This window comes from Paracoccus sp. SSJ, from assembly GCF_030234105.1.
GTDB lineage: Bacteria > Pseudomonadota > Alphaproteobacteria > Rhodobacterales > Rhodobacteraceae > Paracoccus > Paracoccus denitrificans.
The window spans coordinates 1-18,220 of record NZ_JASSPE010000029.1; the positions used below are offsets into that span (position 1 = coordinate 1).

16 protein-coding genes are annotated in these 18,220 nt (G+C 69.2%); 11 read left to right on the plus strand and 5 right to left on the minus strand.

Annotated elements, in window-relative coordinates:
• From QPR87_RS21035 to araD1, 3 genes are all read right to left on the minus strand, one after another.
• A partial coding sequence (locus QPR87_RS21035; RefSeq protein ID WP_285051235.1) for a Gfo/Idh/MocA family protein occupies positions 1-622 on the minus strand: 622 nt, incomplete at its 3' end.
• Entirely contained in the window at positions 622-2,370 is a 1,749-nt protein-coding gene (araD, locus tag QPR87_RS21040) for an L-arabinonate dehydratase (RefSeq protein WP_285051236.1), read from the minus strand. The genes QPR87_RS21035 and araD, both read right to left, overlap by 1 nt.
• Complete coding sequence (araD1, locus tag QPR87_RS21045) at positions 2,370-3,353, minus strand: AraD1 family protein (protein WP_285051237.1); 984 nt, start codon at positions 3,351-3,353, stop codon at positions 2,370-2,372. The genes araD and araD1 overlap by 1 nt, the downstream gene beginning before the upstream one ends.
• Positions 3,354-3,504: 151 nt before the next feature.
• Between araD1 and QPR87_RS21050 the strand changes: the two genes are divergently transcribed.
• The gene (locus QPR87_RS21050; protein ID WP_285051238.1) at positions 3,505-4,458 is read left to right on the plus strand and encodes a LysR family transcriptional regulator; all 954 of its coding nucleotides are present in this window, start codon (positions 3,505-3,507) and stop codon (positions 4,456-4,458) included.
• A gap of 85 nt (positions 4,459-4,543) precedes the next feature.
• On the opposite strand, the gene QPR87_RS21055 is transcribed toward QPR87_RS21050, so the two are convergent.
• A complete protein-coding gene (locus QPR87_RS21055) occupies positions 4,544-5,932 on the minus strand; it encodes an L-cystine transporter (RefSeq protein WP_011750478.1) in 1,389 nt (462 codons plus the stop codon).
• A 296-nt stretch (positions 5,933-6,228) separates the two neighbouring features.
• Between QPR87_RS21055 and QPR87_RS21060 the strand changes: the two genes are divergently transcribed.
• From QPR87_RS21060 to QPR87_RS21085, 6 genes are all read left to right on the plus strand, one after another.
• Entirely contained in the window at positions 6,229-6,897 is a 669-nt protein-coding gene (locus QPR87_RS21060) for an ankyrin repeat domain-containing protein (RefSeq protein ID WP_285051239.1), read from the plus strand.
• Between the two features lie 11 nt (positions 6,898-6,908).
• On the plus strand, positions 6,909-7,382 hold the full coding sequence (locus tag QPR87_RS21065; protein ID WP_285051240.1) for a nucleoside deaminase: 474 nt from the start codon (positions 6,909-6,911) through the stop codon (positions 7,380-7,382).
• A complete protein-coding gene (locus QPR87_RS21070; protein ID WP_285051241.1) occupies positions 7,379-8,596 on the plus strand; it encodes a cyanate transporter in 1,218 nt (405 codons plus the stop codon). The genes QPR87_RS21065 and QPR87_RS21070 overlap by 4 nt, the downstream gene beginning before the upstream one ends.
• A 28-nt stretch (positions 8,597-8,624) precedes the next feature.
• A complete protein-coding gene (locus QPR87_RS21075; RefSeq protein ID WP_011750482.1) occupies positions 8,625-9,050 on the plus strand; it encodes a GlcG/HbpS family heme-binding protein in 426 nt (141 codons plus the stop codon).
• Positions 9,051-9,214: 164 nt separating this feature from the next.
• Entirely contained in the window at positions 9,215-9,952 is a 738-nt protein-coding gene (locus tag QPR87_RS21080) for a sulfite exporter TauE/SafE family protein (protein WP_285051242.1), read from the plus strand.
• Positions 9,953-10,015: 63 nt separating this feature from the next.
• The gene (locus tag QPR87_RS21085) at positions 10,016-11,254 is read left to right on the plus strand and encodes an Hsp70 family protein (protein WP_230999943.1); all 1,239 of its coding nucleotides are present in this window, start codon (positions 10,016-10,018) and stop codon (positions 11,252-11,254) included.
• A 63-nt stretch (positions 11,255-11,317) separates the two neighbouring features.
• On the opposite strand, the gene QPR87_RS21090 is transcribed toward QPR87_RS21085, so the two are convergent.
• Entirely contained in the window at positions 11,318-12,214 is an 897-nt protein-coding gene (locus QPR87_RS21090; RefSeq protein WP_011750485.1) for a LysR family transcriptional regulator, read from the minus strand.
• Positions 12,215-12,331: 117 nt separating this feature from the next.
• Between QPR87_RS21090 and xdhA the strand changes: the two genes are divergently transcribed.
• From xdhA to guaD, 4 genes are read left to right on the plus strand one after another with little or no spacing between them, the layout of a single operon-like run.
• Positions 12,332-13,777 (plus strand): xanthine dehydrogenase small subunit, encoded by a 1,446-nt coding sequence (gene xdhA / locus QPR87_RS21095; protein ID WP_230999944.1) that lies wholly within the window; start codon positions 12,332-12,334, stop codon positions 13,775-13,777.
• Positions 13,774-16,086 (plus strand): xanthine dehydrogenase molybdopterin binding subunit, encoded by a 2,313-nt coding sequence (gene xdhB / locus QPR87_RS21100; RefSeq protein ID WP_285051243.1) that lies wholly within the window; start codon positions 13,774-13,776, stop codon positions 16,084-16,086. The genes xdhA and xdhB overlap by 4 nt, the downstream gene beginning before the upstream one ends.
• Positions 16,083-16,826: a xanthine dehydrogenase accessory protein XdhC gene (xdhC, locus tag QPR87_RS21105; protein WP_011750488.1), complete on the plus strand. Its 744-nt coding sequence runs from the start codon at positions 16,083-16,085 to the stop codon at positions 16,824-16,826. The genes xdhB and xdhC overlap by 4 nt, the downstream gene beginning before the upstream one ends.
• A complete protein-coding gene (gene guaD, locus QPR87_RS21110) occupies positions 16,814-18,091 on the plus strand; it encodes a guanine deaminase (protein ID WP_285051244.1) in 1,278 nt (425 codons plus the stop codon). Before xdhC ends, guaD begins: the two co-directional genes overlap by 13 nt.
• Positions 18,092-18,220: the final 129 nt, after the last annotated feature.

Here is an 18,220-nt window from a genome sequence, read left to right on the forward strand (position 1 = left end):
CATGCGACAGGCTCAGCCGCGCGGCGATGGGGGCCTGGCGGTTCTCGGGGAAATCCAGCTCGGCCTCGGCGACATGCACCGGCTCGGGCAGGATCTCGGTCAGGATCGACAGCGCGTTGATGCCGGGATCGAAGACGCCCATGCCACCGGCCTCGAAGATCCAATCCTGGCCGGGATGCCAGACCCGCACGTCCTCGCGCCAGGTGATGCGACCCTCGTGGATCACGCGGCCGGCCAGCCACGCCCTGGCGGCCGCCACCGCCTGCGCCTCGCGCGAATGCCAGGTGGCATAGAGGCTGACCCCCTGCGCGCGCGCCAGATCGCGCAGGACATGCACCTCGGCCAGCGTTGCACCGGGCGGCTTTTCCAGCATAACATGGCGGCCCGCCCGCAGCGCCGCCTGGGCCATGGCGAAACGCGGCACCGGCGGCAGGCAGAGCGAGATCACGGAAATGTCGGGCCGGGCCGCCAGCATCTGGTCGATACGGGCAAAGTTCTCCACGCCCTCGAGACCGCCATGGCGCGAGACGGTGGCCGCAAGCGCCCAGTCCGGGGATGAGGAAATGGCCGGAACATGCTGGTCCAGCGCGATCTTTCCGATACCGGCAAGCGCGATCCGCATCAGTGGCTGTCCTTTCCGACCTCGCGGCCGCGGCAGCCGCGCAGGAAGTCGAAATCCGCCCCGGTCTCGGCCCCCTCGACATGGTCGTGGAACAGCTGCGCATAGCCGCCGGGCGGCCTCGGCGCCGGGTTCCGCCAATCGGCGAGGCGGCGGGCGATCTCGGTCTCCGGCACGTCCAGGTGCAGCCGCCGGTTCGGCACGTCCAGCTCGATCATGTCGCCGTCGCGCACCACGGCCAGCGGCCCGCCCCGCGCCGCCTCGGGCGAGGCATGCAGCACCACGGTGCCATAGGCGGTGCCCGACATGCGCGCGTCCGAGATGCGCACCATGTCGGTGATGCCCTTCCTCAGCACCTTGGGCGGCAGGCCCATGTTGCCGACCTCGGCCATGCCCGGATAGCCGCGCGGGCCGCACATCTTCAGCACCATGATGCAGGTCTCGTCGATGTCCAGCGCCTCGTCCTCGATGCGGGCCTTGTAATCGTCGATATCCTCGAAGACCACCGCGCGGCCGCGATGCACCAGCAGATGCGGGCTGGCGGCCGAGGGCTTCAGCACCGCCCCGCCCGGCGCCAGGTTGCCGCGCAGCACCGCGATGCCGCCCTGTTCGGTCAGCGGCCGGTCGGCGGGCAGGATCACGTCCTCGTTCCAGTTCCGGGCCTCGCGCACCTCTTCCCAGATCGTGCGGCCCGAGACGGTCAGCGCCTCGCGATCGAGCAGCCCGGCCTCTCCCAATCTCTGAAGAACCGCCGGCAATCCACCGGCATAGAAGAATTCTTCCATCAGATACCGGCCCGAGGGCATCAGGTTCACGATGGTCGGCACGTCGCGGCCCAGCCGGTCCCAGTCGTCCAGCGTCAGGTCGACCCCGACCCGGCCCGCCAGGGCCAGCAGGTGGATCACCGCATTGGTCGAGCCGCCGATGGCGCCGTTGGTGCGGATCGCATTCCCGAAGGCGGCGCGGGTCAGGATGTCGCTGGGCTTCAGGTCGTCCCTGACCATCTGCACGATGCGCCGGCCGGTCAACTGCGCCATGACGCGGCGGCGCGAGTCGACCGCCGGGATCGCGGCATTGCCCGACAGCGCCATCCCCAGCGCCTCGGCCATGCTGGCCATGGTCGAGGCGGTGCCCATGGTGTTGCAGGTGCCCGAGGACCGCGACATGCTCGCCTCGGCCTCGAGGAACTCGGCCTGCGTCATCTCTCCCGCCTTCACGGCCTCGGAGAATTTCCACAGATGCGTGCCCGAGCCGATGCGCTCGCCCCGGAACCAGCCGTTCAGCATCGGCCCGCCGGTAACGACGATCGAGGGGATGTCGGTCGAGGCCGCCCCCATCAGCAGGCTGGGCGTGGTCTTGTCGCAGCCGACCAGCAGCACGGCGCCGTCGATGGGCTGGCCGCGCATCGCCTCCTCGACCGCCATGGCGGCAAGGTTGCGATACATCATCGCGGTCGGGCGATAGCTGTTCTCGCTGGCCGAAAACACCGGCACCTCCAGCGGAAAGCCTCCGGCCTCCCAGACGCCCGCCTTCACCTTCTCGGCCAGTTCGCGCAGATGGCCGTTGCAGGGCGTCAGGTCCGACCAGGTGTTCAGGATGCCGATCACCGGCCTTCCGTCAAACAGATCATGGGGATAGCCCTGGTTCTTCAACCATCCTCGATGATAGATCGTGTCGCGCGAATTGCCGCCATACCAATGCTGCGAGCGCAGCTTGCGCGGCCAGGGCGCGGGGGTGAAGGGTCGCGTCATCACAGCACCTCGATGCGGCCCGGCAGGTCGGCCCCGGCCGCCAGCGGGTTTTGCAGCGGCAGGCCGAGCGCCGGCGCCTCGACCTGGAATACGTCGCCCGGCCGGCAGCGGATGCCGTCGGCAAAGGACAGCGTGGCGGTGCCGAAGAAATGCACATGCACATCGCCCGGCTGCCGGAACAGCGGGTACTTGAAATGGTGGCGTTCCAGGTTGGCGATGCTGTGGCTCATGTTCGCCTCGCCCGACAGGAAGGGCCTTTCCCAAAGCACCGCCCCGTCGCGCAGGATGCGGCTGGTGCCCTCGACATGCTGCGGCAGATCGCCCAGCAGCATCTCGGGGCCGAAGCTGGCCGGCCGCAGCTTGGAATGCGCCAGCCACAGGTAGTTGCCGCGCTCGGTCACATGGTCCGAGAACTCGTTGCCAAGCGCAAAGCCCAGGCGAAAGGGCGTGCCGTCCGGGCCGATCAGGTAGAGCCCGGCGATCTCGGGCTCCTCGCCCGCGTCCAGCGCGAATGCGGGCGAGGCCAGCGCCGCGCCCGGCGCCGCCACCGCATGGCCGTTACCCTTGTAGAACCATTCCGGCTGCACGCCCACCTCGCCCGGGCGCGGCTTGCCGCCCTCCAGCCCCATGCGGAACATCTTCATGCTGTCGGTCAGCTCGCCGGCATCGGGCGCGCCGTGCATCGCATCCCGCGTCGCGGCCGAGCCCAGATGCGTCAGCCCGGTGCCGGTCAGATGCAGATGCGCCGGGTCGGGATGGTCCACGGGCGGCAGAACCCGCCCCTCGGCAAGCGCGGCGGCCAGGTCCACCGCCGCGCCTTGGCCGCGGCGCGCCGCCTCGTCGGCCAGCCCGCGCCCGGCGGCGATGGCGGCCAGCGCCAGGGCGCGGGTGCTGTCCACGCCCGGAACCAGATGCGCGGCATCGCCGTCACGCAAGGCCACCGCACGGCCGCCATCCGGCAGAAAAAGTTGCGACAGAAACATGGCAGCCCCCCTCAGCGATCGGTCAGGACGCGGGGAATGGGCCCGCGGCGCGGCCGCATCCCCGTCCCCTCCTGACGGTCGGGCTTGATCTAGCCATGAAAGGACATGATGGTAAAATTACATCGCTTGCAATTTGCATATCAGAATCGTCATGCCATTCCCGCCCGCCCGCCTGATGCTGAAACCCGCCCAATTGCGGCTGATCCAGCAGATCGCCGAAACCGGCCAGCTGCAATTGGCGGCCGAGCGGATCGGCATGACCCAGCCCGCCGCCTCGCGCATGCTGGCCGAGATCGAGAACCAGATCGGCGCGCAACTGTTCCTGCGCCAGCCCAAGGGCATGGAGCCGACCGAGATCGGCCGCACCGTGCTGCGCCGCGCCCGCGTCATCCTGCGCGAGATGTCCAGCATGGCCTCGGACGTGCAGGCGCTGCGCGAGGGTTTCGGCGGCGCGCTGCGCGTGGGCGCGGTGACCGGGCCGGCGGTCAGCTACCTCGTCTCGGCCATCCGCGAGATCAAGCAGGGCGCGCCCGAGGCCGACATCACCGTCGATGTCATGCCTTCGCGCGAATTGCTGCTGCACCTTGCGGCCGGAGAGATGGATTTCGTGCTGGCCCGCATCCTGCCGGAATTCGACAGCCGGGATTTCAACATCCTGCCGATGCGGGACGAGAAGGTGGCCTTCCTGGTGCGGGCCAGCCATCCGCTGAGCCGCTCGCCCTCGGTCACGCTGACCGAGCTTGCCGGCCAGGAATGGATCATGCAGCAACGCGGCGCCCCGATCCGCGAGGCGGCGCTGGCGGCCTTTGCCGATGTCGGGCTGTCCGAGCCGAGAAACATCGTCAACAGTCCCTCGCTGCTTCTGACCATCGCCTATCTGGCGCAGGGCGATGCCGTGGCGCCGATGTCCGAGGAGGTGGCGGAACTGCTGATCCGGCCGCCGGTCGGGGCGGGTTTCGCCGTGCTACAAGTGCCGCATGAGATCCGCGTCTCGCCCTATTACCTGCTGGACCTGAAGCGCCGGCCCTTGTCGCCCTTGGCGATGCGGCTGCGCGAGAAGCTGGTGGCACTGTCGCAAAGCCCGGTGCGGGACGCATTCGGCTGAGGCGGCGACAGGGCGCGCCGCCGCATGAGTATTTGGGGAACGAAGAAGCCGGCGCCGCGCGGGACGGGCGGCGCCGGGCGCGTCGTCAGGCGTTTTGCAGGCTGCGCTCTTCGCGGCTTTGCAGGACCGCCTTGTCGGTCTGGCCGAGGATCTGCGAGGTGACGGTGCCCGCCGTCATCGAGCCCGAGACGTTCAGCGCCGTGCGGCCCATGTCGATCAGCGGCTCGACCGAGATCAGCAGCGCCACCAGCGTCACCGGCAGGCCCATGGCCGGCAGCACGATCAGTGCCGCCATGGTCGCGCCCCCGCCCACGCCCGCGACCCCGGCCGAGGACAGCGTGACGATGGCCAAGAGCGTCATGATCCAGGCCGGGTCCAGCGGGTTGATGCCGACCGTCGGCGCCACCATCACCGCCAGCATCGCCGGATAGAGCCCGGCACAGCCGTTCTGGCCGATGGTCGCCCCGAAGGAGGCCGAGAACGAGGCGATGGTCTGCGGCACGCCCAGCCGGCGGGTCTGGATCTCGACATTGAGCGGGATGGTCGCGGCGCTGGAGCGGCTGGAGAAGGCGAAGGTCAGCGCCGGGACGATCTTGCGGAAGAAGGTCAGCGGGTTCACCCCGGTCAGGCTCAGCAGCACGGCATGGACCACGAACATGATCGCCAGCCCCAGATAGGAGGCGACGACGAACTTGCCCAGGTTCAGGATGTCGGCCGCGTTCGAGGTCGCCGCCATCTTGGTCATCAGCGCCATGACGCCATAGGGGGTCAGCACCATGATCAGCCGCACCAGTTGGCTGATCCAGGCTTGCAGGATGTCGATCAGGCCCAGCAGGCTGCGGCCCTTTTCGGGATCGCGGCGCAGCAGGCGGATGGCCGCGACGCCCAGGAAGGCGGCAAAGACCACCACCGCGATGATCGAGGTCGGGTTGGCCCCGGTCAGGTCGGCGAAGGGGTTCTTCGGGATGAAGGACAAGAGCAGCTGCGGCACCGTCAGGTCGGCGACCCGGGGGGCATAGCTGGTCTCCAGCGTGGTCAGCCGGGCGGTCTCGGCCGCGCCCTGGGCCAGTCCCTCGGCGGTCAGGCCGAAGGCCAGCGACATCACCACGCCCACGAAGGCCGCAATAGCGGTGGTGATGAGCAGCGTGCCCAGCGTCAGCACCGAAATCCGGCCAAGCGCCGAAGCGTCGTGCAGCCGCGCCACCGCGCTGAGGATCGCCGCGAAGACCAGCGGCATCACCACCATCTGCAACAGCTGCACATAGCCGTTGCCGGCCACGTTGATCCAGTCGATCGTGGTCTGCAGCACCGGCGAGCCGTTGCCATGGACGAGTTGCAGCCCGATCCCGAACAGCGTGCCCAGGATCAGGGCGATGAAGACCCGCACCGACAGCGAGAGCTGCCCGCCCTGAAGGCGGACCAGCACGACAATCAGCGCGGCAAAGATCAGAAGGTTGATGAGAACGGATGCCATCGCGCGTCTCCGGCAATTTCAGATTGATCCATCAAGCCACAATGCGCGTCCGGCGTATAGTCCATGGCCTGCGGGGAAGCCGCGCATATCCGCGGCCATCCGCCGATAAGAGAGCAGGCGGCGTCCTGCAAGCCCTCCGCCTCGGTTTTACCCATATTTCTACATGAAATATTGAAACAGTATATAAATATCGTGGATTATTTCTGCCGCATTGCCGCGATAGCCTGCGTCGGACCGATCCTTTCCCTGGTGTGCGGGCCGCGCCGCCGGGCCGGATCGCAGCAGCAAGGCAGGTCATGCGCAGGCTATCGGCGATCCTTTTCGCATTCTTCCTGGGCTTGTCCGGCCCCTTGCCCGGCCAGGCGCAGACCATGCACGAGACCGCCCTGTTCACCGCCGCCGCCGATGGCGATGCCTCGGCCATCCGCACGCTTCTGGCGCGTGGAGCGCCCGTGGACCTGCGCGACGCAAAGGGGCGCACGCCGCTGCTGGTGGCGACCTATGCCGACCGGGTCGAGGCGGCGCGGGCGCTGATCGAGGCCGGTGCCGACGTGAACGCCAGGGATGCCATCCACGACAGCCCCTATCTCTATGCCGGGGCGCGCGGGCATCTGGAAATCCTTGAACTGTCGCTGGCGCATGGCGCCGATCTGGCCAGCACCAACCGCTTCGGCGGCACGGCGCTGATCCCGGCGGCCGAGCGCGGCCATGTCGAGACCGTCCGCCGCCTGATCGAAGCCGGCGTCGATGTCGATCACGTCAACCGGCTGGGCTGGACCGCGCTGCTGGAGGCGATCATCCTGAGCGACGGTGGCCCACGCCAGCAGCAGATCGTCGATCTGCTGATCGCAGGGGGCGCCGATGTGAACCTGCCCGATGGCGAGGGGGTCTCGCCGCTGGCCCATGCCCGCCGCATGGGGTTCGACGCGATCGCGGCGCGGCTGGTCGCCGCCGGCGCAAGGTGAAGTGAGGGGCGATGTCCGATCAGGCGAAGCACTATCTGGAGCAGGCGGTGATGCTGGCGCATCGCAACGTGCAGGCCGGCGGCCGGCCTTTTGGCGCGGTGGTGGTGCGGGACGGCGAGGTGCTGGCCACCGGCGTCAACGAAACCGCCGCCACCCATGACCCGACCGCCCATGCCGAACTGGTGGCGCTGCGTGCCGCCGCGCTGCGGCTGGGCTCGCCCGATCTTTCGGGCTGCGTGGTCCATGCCAGCGGCCAGCCCTGTCCCATGTGCCTGGCGGCCATGCGGCTGGCCGGCGTGACCAAGGTGCATTACGCCTATTCGAACCAGGACGGCGCGCCCTACGGCCTGTCCACGGCCGCGCTTTACGAGGAACTGGCCAGGCCCCTTGACCAGCAATCCATCGCCATCCGCCACCTGCCCGTGCGGCCCGAGGGCGCCGGCGATCTTTATGCCGACTGGAAAGCACGGCAGGAGCGGGCGTGAAGGCGAACAGGCAGCCGCTGATGCTGGCCGTGGTGGCCATGGTCGGGCTGGCGCTGCGGCCGTTCCTGACCGGGGTCGGCCCCGTCGCGACGCCGATCTCGGCCGAAACCGGCCTTTCCATGCAGGGCCTGTCGGCCCTGACGCTGCTGCCGATCCTGCTGATGGGGGCCGGGGCCTTTCTCGGGCCGGCGATCCAAGCACGGCTGGGCGCGAAACGCGCCGCCGTGCTGGCGCTGCTGGTGCTGAGCCTGGGCTCGGGCCTGCGGCTCGGGGCGCATTCGGCGCTGGACATGCTGGGCTCGGCCGTGCTGCTGGGCGTGGGCGCGGCGGTGGTGCAGGCGGTGTTTCCCACCATCATCAAGCGCGAGTTCCCGCGCGGCATCAACCTGGCCATGGGGCTTTACGCCGCGATGATGATGGGCGGCGGCGCCTTCGGCGCGCAGGCCGCGCCGCTGATCGCCGCCTGGTCGGGAAGCTGGCGGCTGGCGCTTGGCTGGCTGGCCCTGCCCGCCGCACTGACCGCGCTGCTGATCGCGCTGGCCCTGCCGCGCGAGCCGCGCAAGCCGCAGGGCAGCGGGCAGGGACTGTGGCGCTGGTTGCGCCTGCCGCGGGTCTGGCTGCTGATGGCCTGCTTCGGGTTGATCAACGGCGGCTATTCCTCGTCCGTCGCCTGGCTTGCGCCCGCATTCCAGGACCTGGGCTGGTCGGCGGGCGCCAGCGGCGGGCTGCTGGCGGTGCTGGCGGTGGGACAAGCCGTCTCGGCGCTGGTCACGCCGGTCCTGGCCAGCCGCGGCAGCGACCGGCGGCCGTGGCTGGGGATCTGCCTTGCGATGCAGGTGCTGGGCTTCGCCATGCTGGTCCTGCACCCCGAGGCCGCGCCCTATCCCATCGCCTTCCTGCTGGGCGCCGGGCTTGGCGGCTGCTTTTCGCTGATGATGATCGTGGCGCTGGACCACCTGCCCGATCCGGCGCAGGCCGGGGCGCTGGCGGCGCTGATGCAGGGCGGAGGCTTCCTGCTGGCCGCGATCCCGCCCTGGCTTCTGGCGCTGCTGCACGACCTGACCGGCAGCTTCACCCCCGGCTGGACGATGCACCTTGCCGCCGTGCTGGCGGTCTGCGTCCTGGCGCTGCGCCTGTCGCCGGCCAGCTATCGCGGTGCCCTGCGCCAACCCGACCCGCAGGGCGCCGGCCCGGGCGCAGCACCGGCCGAGTGAACGATTTCGACTAGGAGGAGGAAGAACCATGCTGACCATCACCCGACTGGACCAGGCGGATGCGCGCCTGCTGATCGCCGGCGCCGAGGCCCATGCCCGCGAGATCGGCGTGCCCATGTGCATCGCCGTCACCGACGAAAGCGGCCAGCTTCTGGCCTTTTCGCGCATGGATGGCGGCAAGGTGACATCGGCCACCATCGCCGTCGACAAGGCGTTCACCGCCGCGGCCGCGCGCAAGGCCACGCATGAATACGGCGCCGCCAGCCAGCCGGGCGCGCCGGCCTGGGGCATCTCCTCGGCCATCGGCGGGCGGCTGATGGTGGTGGGCGGCGGGTTGCCGGTCGATCACGACGGCCAGACCGTCGGCGGCATCGGCGTCTCGTCCGGCACGCCGGCCCAGGACCAGGCGGTGGCGCAGGCCGGCATCGACCATTGGCGGGCGCATCGCGCCTGATCGCCGAGGGACGGGGCCGGGCAGGACCGGCCCGTTCCCATCGGGCCACACCATGCGGGCCGCCGGCCGGACCCGGTCTGGACGCCGGCCGGCACGCCGGCTAAGGCAGGCGCGTTCCCCCGTGTCCCAAGGCGCGGGATCGCCTTACCTGCCTGCAAGAGAACATGCTGCTCTGGTTCCTGCCCATCGCCGCGGCCGTCTTCGGCGCAGCCATCCTGCGCGGCCTGACCGGCTTTGGCTTCGCGCTGGCGGCGGTGCCGCTGATGTCGCTGATCATCGAGCCCCGCATGGCGGTGGCCAGCACCATCCTGCTGCAGGTGATGATCGGCTTTCACGACCTGCTGCACCTGCACGGCAGCTATGACCGCACAGCCGTGCTGCGGCTGTCGCTGGGCTCGATGCTGGGGATGCCCTTCGGCATCGCGGCGCTGGCGCTGTTCGACCCCGATGCCGGGCGGCTCGCCATCGCGGCGATCTCGCTGGCCGGGCTTGGCATGATGCTGCGCCAGCCGCAGCGCCGCGTGGCGCCGGGCCCCGGCGTGACGCTGGCCGCCGGGGTGCTGTCGGGCCTGTTCGGCAGCCTTGCCGCGATGCCCGGCCCGCCCACGGTGGCCTATTTCGTCGCCAGCGGCACCCCGGTCGCGCGCGCCCGCGCCTCGATGATGATCTTCTTCTTCGTCTCGGCGCTCATCACCCTGCCGGGACTGGCGGTCGCCGGGGCGGTGGACCTCGCCACGCTGGGGCTCAGCCTCGCGCTTTTGCCCCTGCTGGTCTCGGGCACATGGGTCGGCGGGCGGCTGTTCCTGCGGCTGGAGGCGCGGCACTATCGCGGCCTGGCGCTTGGCGTCATGGCGCTGGCGGCCGGGCTTGCCGGCGCGCGGGCGCTGGTCGGGATGCTCTGACCCCGCTTGCACCCTGCCGCGCAAAGGGCTACCAGCCCGGCCTTTGCGGACAGGGGCACGGAAATGCGCAACGACATGCTCGCCATCGATTTCGGAACCTCGAACTCGGCCGCCGCGATCCTGCAGGACGGTCGGGTGCGGCGCATCGCCATCGAGCCGGGAACCGAGACCCTGCCGACCGCCGTGTTCTTTCCGGCGCGCGGCGGCGCCATGCGCATCGGCACGGCGGCGGCCGAGGCACTGACCGAAGGGGCCGAGGGCCGCTACATGCGGGCGCTGAAAAGCGTGCTGGGCACTGCGCTTTTCCACGAATCGCGGCTGATCGCCGGCAAGCGCCGCACGCTGGCCGAGATCGTCGCCGCCTTCCTTACCACCCTGCGCGAGCGGGCCGAGGCGGCGACGGGCCAAGGTTTTCGCGGCGCGCTTTCCGGCCGGCCGGTGCATTTCCACTCGAACGACCCCGGGCGCGACGCGCAGGCCCAGGCCGACCTGCGCGGCTGCTATCTGGCGGCGGGCTTCGACGAGGTCGCCTTCCTGCCCGAGCCCGAGGCGGCGGCGCTGGCCAGCCACGGCCTTGGCCGGGCGGGCGAGATCGGGTTGATTGTCGATATCGGCGGCGGCACCTCGGATTTCTCGGCCTTCCGCAGCCGGGGCGACGGCTTGCAGATCCTCGCCAATCACGGCATCCGGCTGGGCGGCACGGATTTCGACCAGCAGGTCTCGCTGAGCCATGCCATGCCGGTGCTGGGCCATGGCGGGGAACTGCGGCGCGCGATGGGCACCGGGCTCTTGCCGGTGCCGAATGCGATCTATGTCGATCTGGCGACCTGGGCGAAGATCCCCTTTCTGTACGTCCCCGAGACGCGGCGCATGGCCGCCGACATGGCCCGCATGGCGGTGGACCGCGCCGCGATGGAGCGCCTTGTCACGGTGCTGGACGAAGAGTTGGGCCATGAGTTGGCCTTTGCCGTCGAGCGCGGCAAGATCGCCGCCAATGCCGGCGAGGGCGCACGAATCGCCATGGGCTTCGTCGAGCCGGGGCTGGCGCCGCCGATCTCGCCCGCATCGCTGGACGCGGCGCTGTCGGGCTATCGCGCCGATCTGCGCGAGGCCGCCGCCGAGACGCTGCGGCTGGCCGGGATCGCGCCGGCCCAGGTCGGCAGCGTGATCCTGGTCGGCGGCTCCAGCCTGATGGGCCTGGTCGCCGAAGAGGCGCTGCGGCTTTGCCCCGGCGCGCAGCTGCGCCGCTCGGAAGCCTTTACCGCCGTGGTGGACGGGCTGGCGCTGGCGACGGCACGCTGACGGCACCCGCCCTGCGCGGATAGGGGAACGGCCTCACCCCCGCCACGGCCGGTCCGCCGGTTGTCAGGCGAACATCCCCCGCACCTCGCGGGCGATGAAATCCGCAAACAGCCGCACCTTGGGATCCTGCAGGCGCCGATGCGGCGTCAGCACCCCGAATTGCGAAGGGGTCGGCGGGTATTCCGGCAGCACCTCGACCAGCCGCCCCGAGGCGAGATGTTCGGCCACCTCGTAGCGCGGGCGGTTGACGATCCCCCTGCCCCCCAGCGCCCAGGCGCTGAGCACGTCGCCGTCATCGGCGTCGAACTTGCCGTTCACCAGCATTTTCTGCGGCCCCTCGGGGGTTTGCAGCACCCAGTAATATTCCGGGCTGCGCGGATAGCGCAGCAGCAGGCAGTTATGCGCGGTCAGGTCCTCGGGACGCTCGGGGCGGCCGTGCTGCTCCAGATAGGCCGGGGTCGCCACCAGCACCCGCCGGCATTCCGCGATCCGCCGCCATTTCAGCGCCGAATCCTGCGGCTCGCCCAGGAAGAAGGCCAGGTCGATCCCGTCCGCGATGATGTCCACGTTGCGGTCCGACAGCCGCAGCCGCACCTCGACCCCCGGATATTCGTCGCAGAACTTCGGCACCAGCGGCGCGATCAGCCGCCGCCCCAGGCCCAGCGGCGCCGTCACCCGCAAGGCGCCATGCGGCATGCCGGAAAAGCCCGAGACCACCGCCTCGGCCTCGTCCAGCGTCTCGATCACCCGACGGGCATTGTCGTAGAAGGCGCGCCCCACCTCGGTCGGCACCAGCTTGCGCGTGGTGCGATTGAGCAGCCGCACCCCGTATCGCGTCTCCAGATCCTTGATCCGGTTCGAGGCGACCGCCGGCGACATGCGCAGGTCGCGCCCGCCGGCGGTGATCGAGCCCAGCTCGACCACGCGGACGAAAACCCGCAGACTTTCAAGATATGGCATGGCTTCAACCCGCCTCTTTCAAGGAATCGCTGAAAGTCTTATGCTCAATCCGAGATTTCGCAAAGAGCAATTCGCATCTAGGCTTTTCCCATACCCAGCCATGCGAGCGAGGACCGAATGGGCCACGAATTGCGCTTTCTTCTGAACGACACCGAGATCAGCCTGACCGAGGCGGGCTCGCGCGACACACTTCTGGACTTCCTGCGGCTCAATCGCCGCCTGACCGGCACCAAGGAGGGCTGCGCCGAGGGCGATTGCGGCGCCTGCACCGTGCTGGTCGGCCGGCTGCACCAGGGCCGGCTGCATTACGAGCCGATCAACGCCTGCATCCGCTTCCTGGCCTCGTGCCACGGCTGCCATGTCGTCACTGTCGAGCATCTGCGCGGCGCTGATGGCGGGCTGCACCCGGTCCAGGCCGCCATGGTCGAGCATCACGGCAGCCAGTGCGGCTTTTGCACGCCGGGCTTCGTCATGGCGCTTTACGGGCTGTGGATGTCCGATCCGCATCCCGACATGCTGGCGATCGAGACCGCGCTGCAAGGCAACCTGTGCCGCTGCACCGGCTACGAGCCGATCGTGAAGGCGGCCTTCGCGGCCAGCGAGGCGGGCGGGCAACACATGGATGCGCTGACGGTCGAGCGCGACCGCATCACCGCCGCGCTCGACGCCATTCCGCGCGAACGCGTCGAGGTGGCGCGCGGCGATGACCGTGCCATCCTGCCGGCCGATGCCGCCGACCTGGCGCAGGTCCTGGCCGAGAACCCCAAGGCCACCATCGTCGCGGGCGCGACCGACGTGGGCCTGTGGGTGACGAAATTCCTGCGCAACATCTCTCCGGCCGTGTTCATCGGCCATCTGCAGGATCTCAAGAGGATCGAGATCGCCCCCGGCCACATCACCATCGGCGCCGGCGTGACCTATTCCGAATTCGAGCCCTTCCTGCGCGAGCATTTCCCCGAGGCGGTGGATTACTGGCTGCGCATCGGCGGCTGGCAGGTCAGGAACGCCGGCACCATCGGCGGCAACGTGGCGAACGGCTCGCCCATCGGCGAGACGCCGCCGCTGCTGATCGCGCTTGGCGCGAGCCTGCGGCTGCGCAGCGCCGAGGGCGCACGCGAACTGCCCATCGAGGACTACTTCATCGAATACGGCAAGCAGGACCGCCGCCCCGGCGAGTTCGTGGAATCGATCACCGTGCCGCTGAAAGGCGAGGCCAGGATCGCCGCCTACAAGGTCTCCAAGCGCCATCACGCCGATATCACCGCCTCGGCCGCCGCCTTCCGGGTGGAAACCGACGGCGCCACGATCATCGACGCGCGCGTGGCATTCGGCGGCATGGCCGCGACACCGAAACGCGCCACCCAGGCCGAGGCGGCGCTGAAGGGCCAGCCCTTCACCGCCGAGACCTTCGAGGCCGCCGCGCGGGCGGTCGCAAACGACTTCCAGCCGCTCAGCGACTGGCGGGCCAGCAAGGAATATCGCCAGCAACTCGCCGCCAACTTCTTCCGCCGCTTCTGGCTTGAACAGCAGGGCGCAGACCACCGCCTGAGGAGGGTCGAATGAAACAGGACGTTTTCGTCAAGGGCGCCGCCCATACGCCCATCATCCACGATTCGGCCGTGAAACATGTCACCGGCCTGGCCGACTATACCGACGACCTGCTGGAGCCGGTCGGCACGCTGCACGCCTATCTGGGGCTTTCGACCGTGGCGCATGGCCGCATCGTCGGGATGGACCTCGACGCGGTGCGCAAGGCCCCCGGCGTGCATCTGGTGCTGACCGCCGCGGACATTCCCGGCCATAACGACATCTCGCCCACCGGACTGCACGACGAGCCGCTGCTGGCCCAGGACGAGGTGCAGTTCCACGGCCAGCCGATCTTTGCCGTGGTGGCCGAGACCCGCGACCAGGCCCGCCGCGCCTGCCAACTGGCCCGCGTGGAATACGAGGAACTGCCCTTTGCCATCGATGCAATCTCGGCCCGCGACGCCGGCATGGGCTATGTGACGAAGCCCCTGAAGCTCAAGCGCGGCGACATGGCCGAGATGGACCGCGCGCCCCGGCGCATCGAAGGCCGGCTGACGGTCGGCGGGCAGGAACATTTCTACCTGGAAAGCCAGATCGCCTTCTCGATCCCGGGCGAGGACGACGAGGTCGTCGTCAACGTCTCGACCCAGCATCCCAGCGAAGTGCAGCACATGGTCGCCCATGTGCTGGGCGTGCCCTCGAACGCCGTGGTGGTGAACGTGCGGCGCATGGGCGGCGGCTTCGGCGGCAAGGAATCGCAGATGAACCCGTTCGCCTGCATCTCGGCGCTGGCGGCCAAGAAGCTCAAGCGCGCCGTCAAGCTGCGCCCCGACCGCGACGACGATTTCTCGATCACCGGCAAGCGCCACGACTTCGTCATCGACTATCGGGCGGGCTATAACGAAACCGGCAAGATCCACGCCGTCGATGCCGATTTCTATGCCCGCTGCGGCTTTTCCTCGGATCTCTCGGGCCCGGTGACCGACCGGGCGCTGTTTCACGCCGACAATGCCTATTACTACCCGGCGGTCGAGCTGCGCAGCCATCCGATGAAGACCAACACCTGCTCGAATACCGCCTTCCGCGGCTTCGGCGGCCCGCAGGGCGTGGTCATGGCCGAGCGCATCGTCGAGGACATCGCCTATGCCCTTGGCCGCGACCCGCTGGAGATCCGCAAGCTGAACCTTTACGAAAACGGCCAGCTCACCCCCTATCACCAGGAGGTCGAGGACCAGATCCTGCCCCGCATCTTCGAGGAGCTGGAGGCCAGCAGCGACTACCACGCCCGCCGCCAGGCCGTGCTGGACTGGAACGCCCGTGCGCAGGAACAGGGCGGCGCGATCCGCAAGGGCATCGCGCTTACCCCAGTCAAGTTCGGCATCAGCTTTACCGCGACCTGGTACAACCAGGCCGGTGCGCTGATCCACATCTATTCGGACGGCTCGATCCACCTGAACCACGGCGGCACCGAGATGGGCCAGGGCCTGAACACCAAGGTCGCGCAAGTGGTGGCCGAGGCGCTGGGGGTCAGCATCGACCGCATCAAGATCACCAAGACCACGACCGAGAAGGTGCCGAACACCTCGGCCACCGCGGCCTCGTCGGGCTCGGACCTGAACGGCATGGCGGCGCTGGACGCCTGCCGGCAATTGATCGAGCGGCTGACCGCATTCGCCGCAGAAGCCAGGGGCGTGCCGCCGGAACTGGTCAGCATCGGCGAGACGGTGCAGATCGGCACCGAGGAAATGCCCTTCGAGGATTTCGTCAAGACCGCCTATCTGGCACGCATCCAGCTGTCGGCCGCCGGCTTCTACAAGACGCCCAAGATCCACTGGAACCGCGATACCGGGCAGGGCCGGCCGTTCTATTACTTCGCCTATGGCGCCGCCTGCTCCGAGGTCTCGGTCGACACGCTGACCGGCGAATATGTCATCGAGCGCGCCGACGTGCTGCATGACGTGGGCCGCAGCCTGAACCCGGCGCTGGACAAGGGCCAGGTCGAGGGCGCCTTCGTGCAGGGCACCGGCTGGCTGACCAGCGAGGAACTGTGGTGGGACGACAAGGGCCGGCTGCGCACCCATGCGCCCTCGACCTACAAGATCCCGCTGGCCTCCGACCGGCCCAAGGTCTTCAACGTCGACCTGGCCGACTGGTCGGTGAACCGCGAGGCGACGATCAAGCGATCCAAGGCCGTGGGCGAGCCGCCCTTCATGCTGGGCATCTCGGTCTTCCAGGCGCTGAACATGGCCGTCGCTTCGTTCAACGGCTATGCCGAGAACCCGCGCATCGACGCGCCCGCCACCCCCGAGCGCGTGCTGATGGCCATCGAGCGGCTGCGGCCATGATCCGGGTCGAGATCACCCGCACGCGCGGCTCCTCCCCGCGCGAAAAGGGGGCGGCGATGTTCGTCGCCCCCGAGGGGCTCAGCGGCACCATCGGCGGCGGCCAGCTGGAATACATGGCCATCGACCGCGCCCGGCAGATGCTGGCGCGCGGCGAGGCGCAGGCCATGATGGACGTGCCGCTGGGCCCCGAGATCGGCCAATGCTGCGGCGGCCGGGTCGAGCTTACCCTGACCCGCGTGGCCGAGGCCCCCGCCGGCCCCGAGCATCCGCAGGTGCTGATCTTCGGCGCCGGCCATGTCGGCCGGGCGCTTGCCAAGGCGCTGGCATTGCTGCCCTTGCGCCCGGTCCTGATCGACCAGCGCGCCGGCGAACTGGCGCAAGCGACCGGCGAGACCCGCCTGACGCCGCTGCCCGAGGCCGAGATCCGGCAAGCGCCCTTCGGCACCAGCCATATCATCGTCACCCATGACCATGCGCTGGACTTCCTGCTCGCCGCCGAGGCTCTGCGCCGCATGGACGCGCCCTATATCGGCATGATCGGCAGCAAGACGAAGCTGGTGCAGTTCCGCCGCTTCGCCCGCGCCCAGGGGCTCGACACCGACCGGCTGACCTGCCCCATCGGCGCCGGCTGGTCGCGCGACAAGCGCCCCGAGGTCATCGCCGCCTTCACCGCCGCCGAGATCATCGGCCGGCTGACCGAAACCGTTTCACCGTTCGAAAAATACTCATGCGACAGCTGATCCGGGGGCGCACGCTCTCCTTCCACGCCGACCCGGTCGAGGTCGAGAACGCCTTCACCTATCACGAGGACGGCGCCATCATCACCCAAGACGGCAAGATCGTCGCCATCGGCGACTATGCCGCGCTGCACGAGCCGGGCCTGCCGGAAATCGACCACCGGCCGCACCTGATCCTGCCGGGCTTCATCGACACCCATATCCATTTCCCGCAGGTGCAGGTGATCGCCAGCTGGGGGGCGCAGCTTCTCGACTGGCTCAACACCTATACCTTCCCCGAGGAATCGCGTTTTGCCCAACAGGGCCATGCGCCGCTGATGGCCGAAAAGTTCCTCGACCTGCTCCTCCAGCACGGCACGACCACCGCCGTCGCCTTCTGCTCGGTGCATCCGCAATCGGCCGAGGCGCTGTTCTCGGCCGCCGAGGCGCGGGGCATGGCGATGATCGCCGGCAAGGTGATGATGGACCGCAACGCCCCCGAGGCGGTGCTGGACACGCCGCAGCAGGGCTATGACGACAGCAAGCGGCTCATCGAGAAATGGCACGGCCGGGGCCGCCAGCGCTATGCCATCACCCCGCGCTTCGCCATCACCTCGACGCCCGAACAGATGCAGATGACCGGGCAACTGGTGCGCGAGCATCCCGACTGCCACATCCAGACGCATCTGTCCGAGAACCGCGACGAGATCGCCTTCACCCTCAGCCTCTATCCGCAGGCGCGCGACTATCTCGACATCTACGAGACCTACGGGCTCTTGTCGGACAAGCTGCTGCTCGGCCATTCCATCCACCTGGAGCCGCGCGAGATCGCCCGCATGGCCGAGACCGGCAGCCGGGCGGTGTTCTGCCCGACCTCGAACCTGTTCCTCGGCTCGGGGCTTTTCGACGAGGCGGGCTTGCGCGCGGCGGGCGTGGTCAGCGGCATCGCCACCGATGTCGGCGGCGGCACCAGCTATTCCATGCTGCAAACCCTGAACGAGGGCTACAAGATCCTGCAACTGCGCGGACAGAAACTGCATCCCTTCGCCGCCTTCCATTGGGTCACGCGCGGCAATGCGCTGGCGCTCGGCATGGCCGAGCGGATCGGCACGCTGGACCCCGGCAGCGATGCCGACCTGGTGGTGCTGGACAGCCGCGCCACGCCGGCGATGGCGCTGCGCATGGACCGCGCCGAAACCCTGGCTGAAGAGCTGTTCATCCTGCAGATCCTCGGCGACGACCGCGCCATCGCGCAGACCTATGTCGCGGGGAAACCCATGCTCGGCTGAACCGGGTCCATGGGCCGGGACATCGGCCGGGTCGTCGCAGATCCCGCAATCCCAGCCGTTTGCGACAGGCGCCTTCATGGTTCCCGTGGGGGGCGGCGGGTGCCTCGGCCGGGGTCAGCGGGAACGCAA

Excerpts from the sequence above, each read along its gene's own strand:
- araD (WP_285051236.1), bottom strand. The coding sequence starts at position 2,370 with ATGACGCGACCCTTCACCCCCGCGCCCTGGCCGCGCAAGCTGCGCTCG.
- araD1 (WP_285051237.1), bottom strand. The coding sequence starts at position 3,353 with ATGTTTCTGTCGCAACTTTTTCTGCCGGATGGCGGCCGTGCGGTGGCC.
- QPR87_RS21050 (WP_285051238.1), top strand. The coding sequence starts at position 3,505 with ATGCCATTCCCGCCCGCCCGCCTGATGCTGAAACCCGCCCAATTGCGG.
- QPR87_RS21055 (WP_011750478.1), bottom strand. The coding sequence starts at position 5,932 with ATGGCATCCGTTCTCATCAACCTTCTGATCTTTGCCGCGCTGATTGTC.
- QPR87_RS21060 (WP_285051239.1), top strand. The coding sequence starts at position 6,229 with ATGCGCAGGCTATCGGCGATCCTTTTCGCATTCTTCCTGGGCTTGTCC.
- QPR87_RS21065 (WP_285051240.1), top strand. The coding sequence starts at position 6,909 with ATGTCCGATCAGGCGAAGCACTATCTGGAGCAGGCGGTGATGCTGGCG.
- QPR87_RS21075 (WP_011750482.1), top strand. The coding sequence starts at position 8,625 with ATGCTGACCATCACCCGACTGGACCAGGCGGATGCGCGCCTGCTGATC.
- QPR87_RS21080 (WP_285051242.1), top strand. The coding sequence starts at position 9,215 with ATGCTGCTCTGGTTCCTGCCCATCGCCGCGGCCGTCTTCGGCGCAGCC.
- QPR87_RS21085 (WP_230999943.1), top strand. The coding sequence starts at position 10,016 with ATGCGCAACGACATGCTCGCCATCGATTTCGGAACCTCGAACTCGGCC.
- QPR87_RS21090 (WP_011750485.1), bottom strand. The coding sequence starts at position 12,214 with ATGCCATATCTTGAAAGTCTGCGGGTTTTCGTCCGCGTGGTCGAGCTG.
- xdhA (WP_230999944.1), top strand. The coding sequence starts at position 12,332 with ATGGGCCACGAATTGCGCTTTCTTCTGAACGACACCGAGATCAGCCTG.
- xdhB (WP_285051243.1), top strand. The coding sequence starts at position 13,774 with ATGAAACAGGACGTTTTCGTCAAGGGCGCCGCCCATACGCCCATCATC.
- xdhC (WP_011750488.1), top strand. The coding sequence starts at position 16,083 with ATGATCCGGGTCGAGATCACCCGCACGCGCGGCTCCTCCCCGCGCGAA.
- guaD (WP_285051244.1), top strand. The coding sequence starts at position 16,814 with ATGCGACAGCTGATCCGGGGGCGCACGCTCTCCTTCCACGCCGACCCG.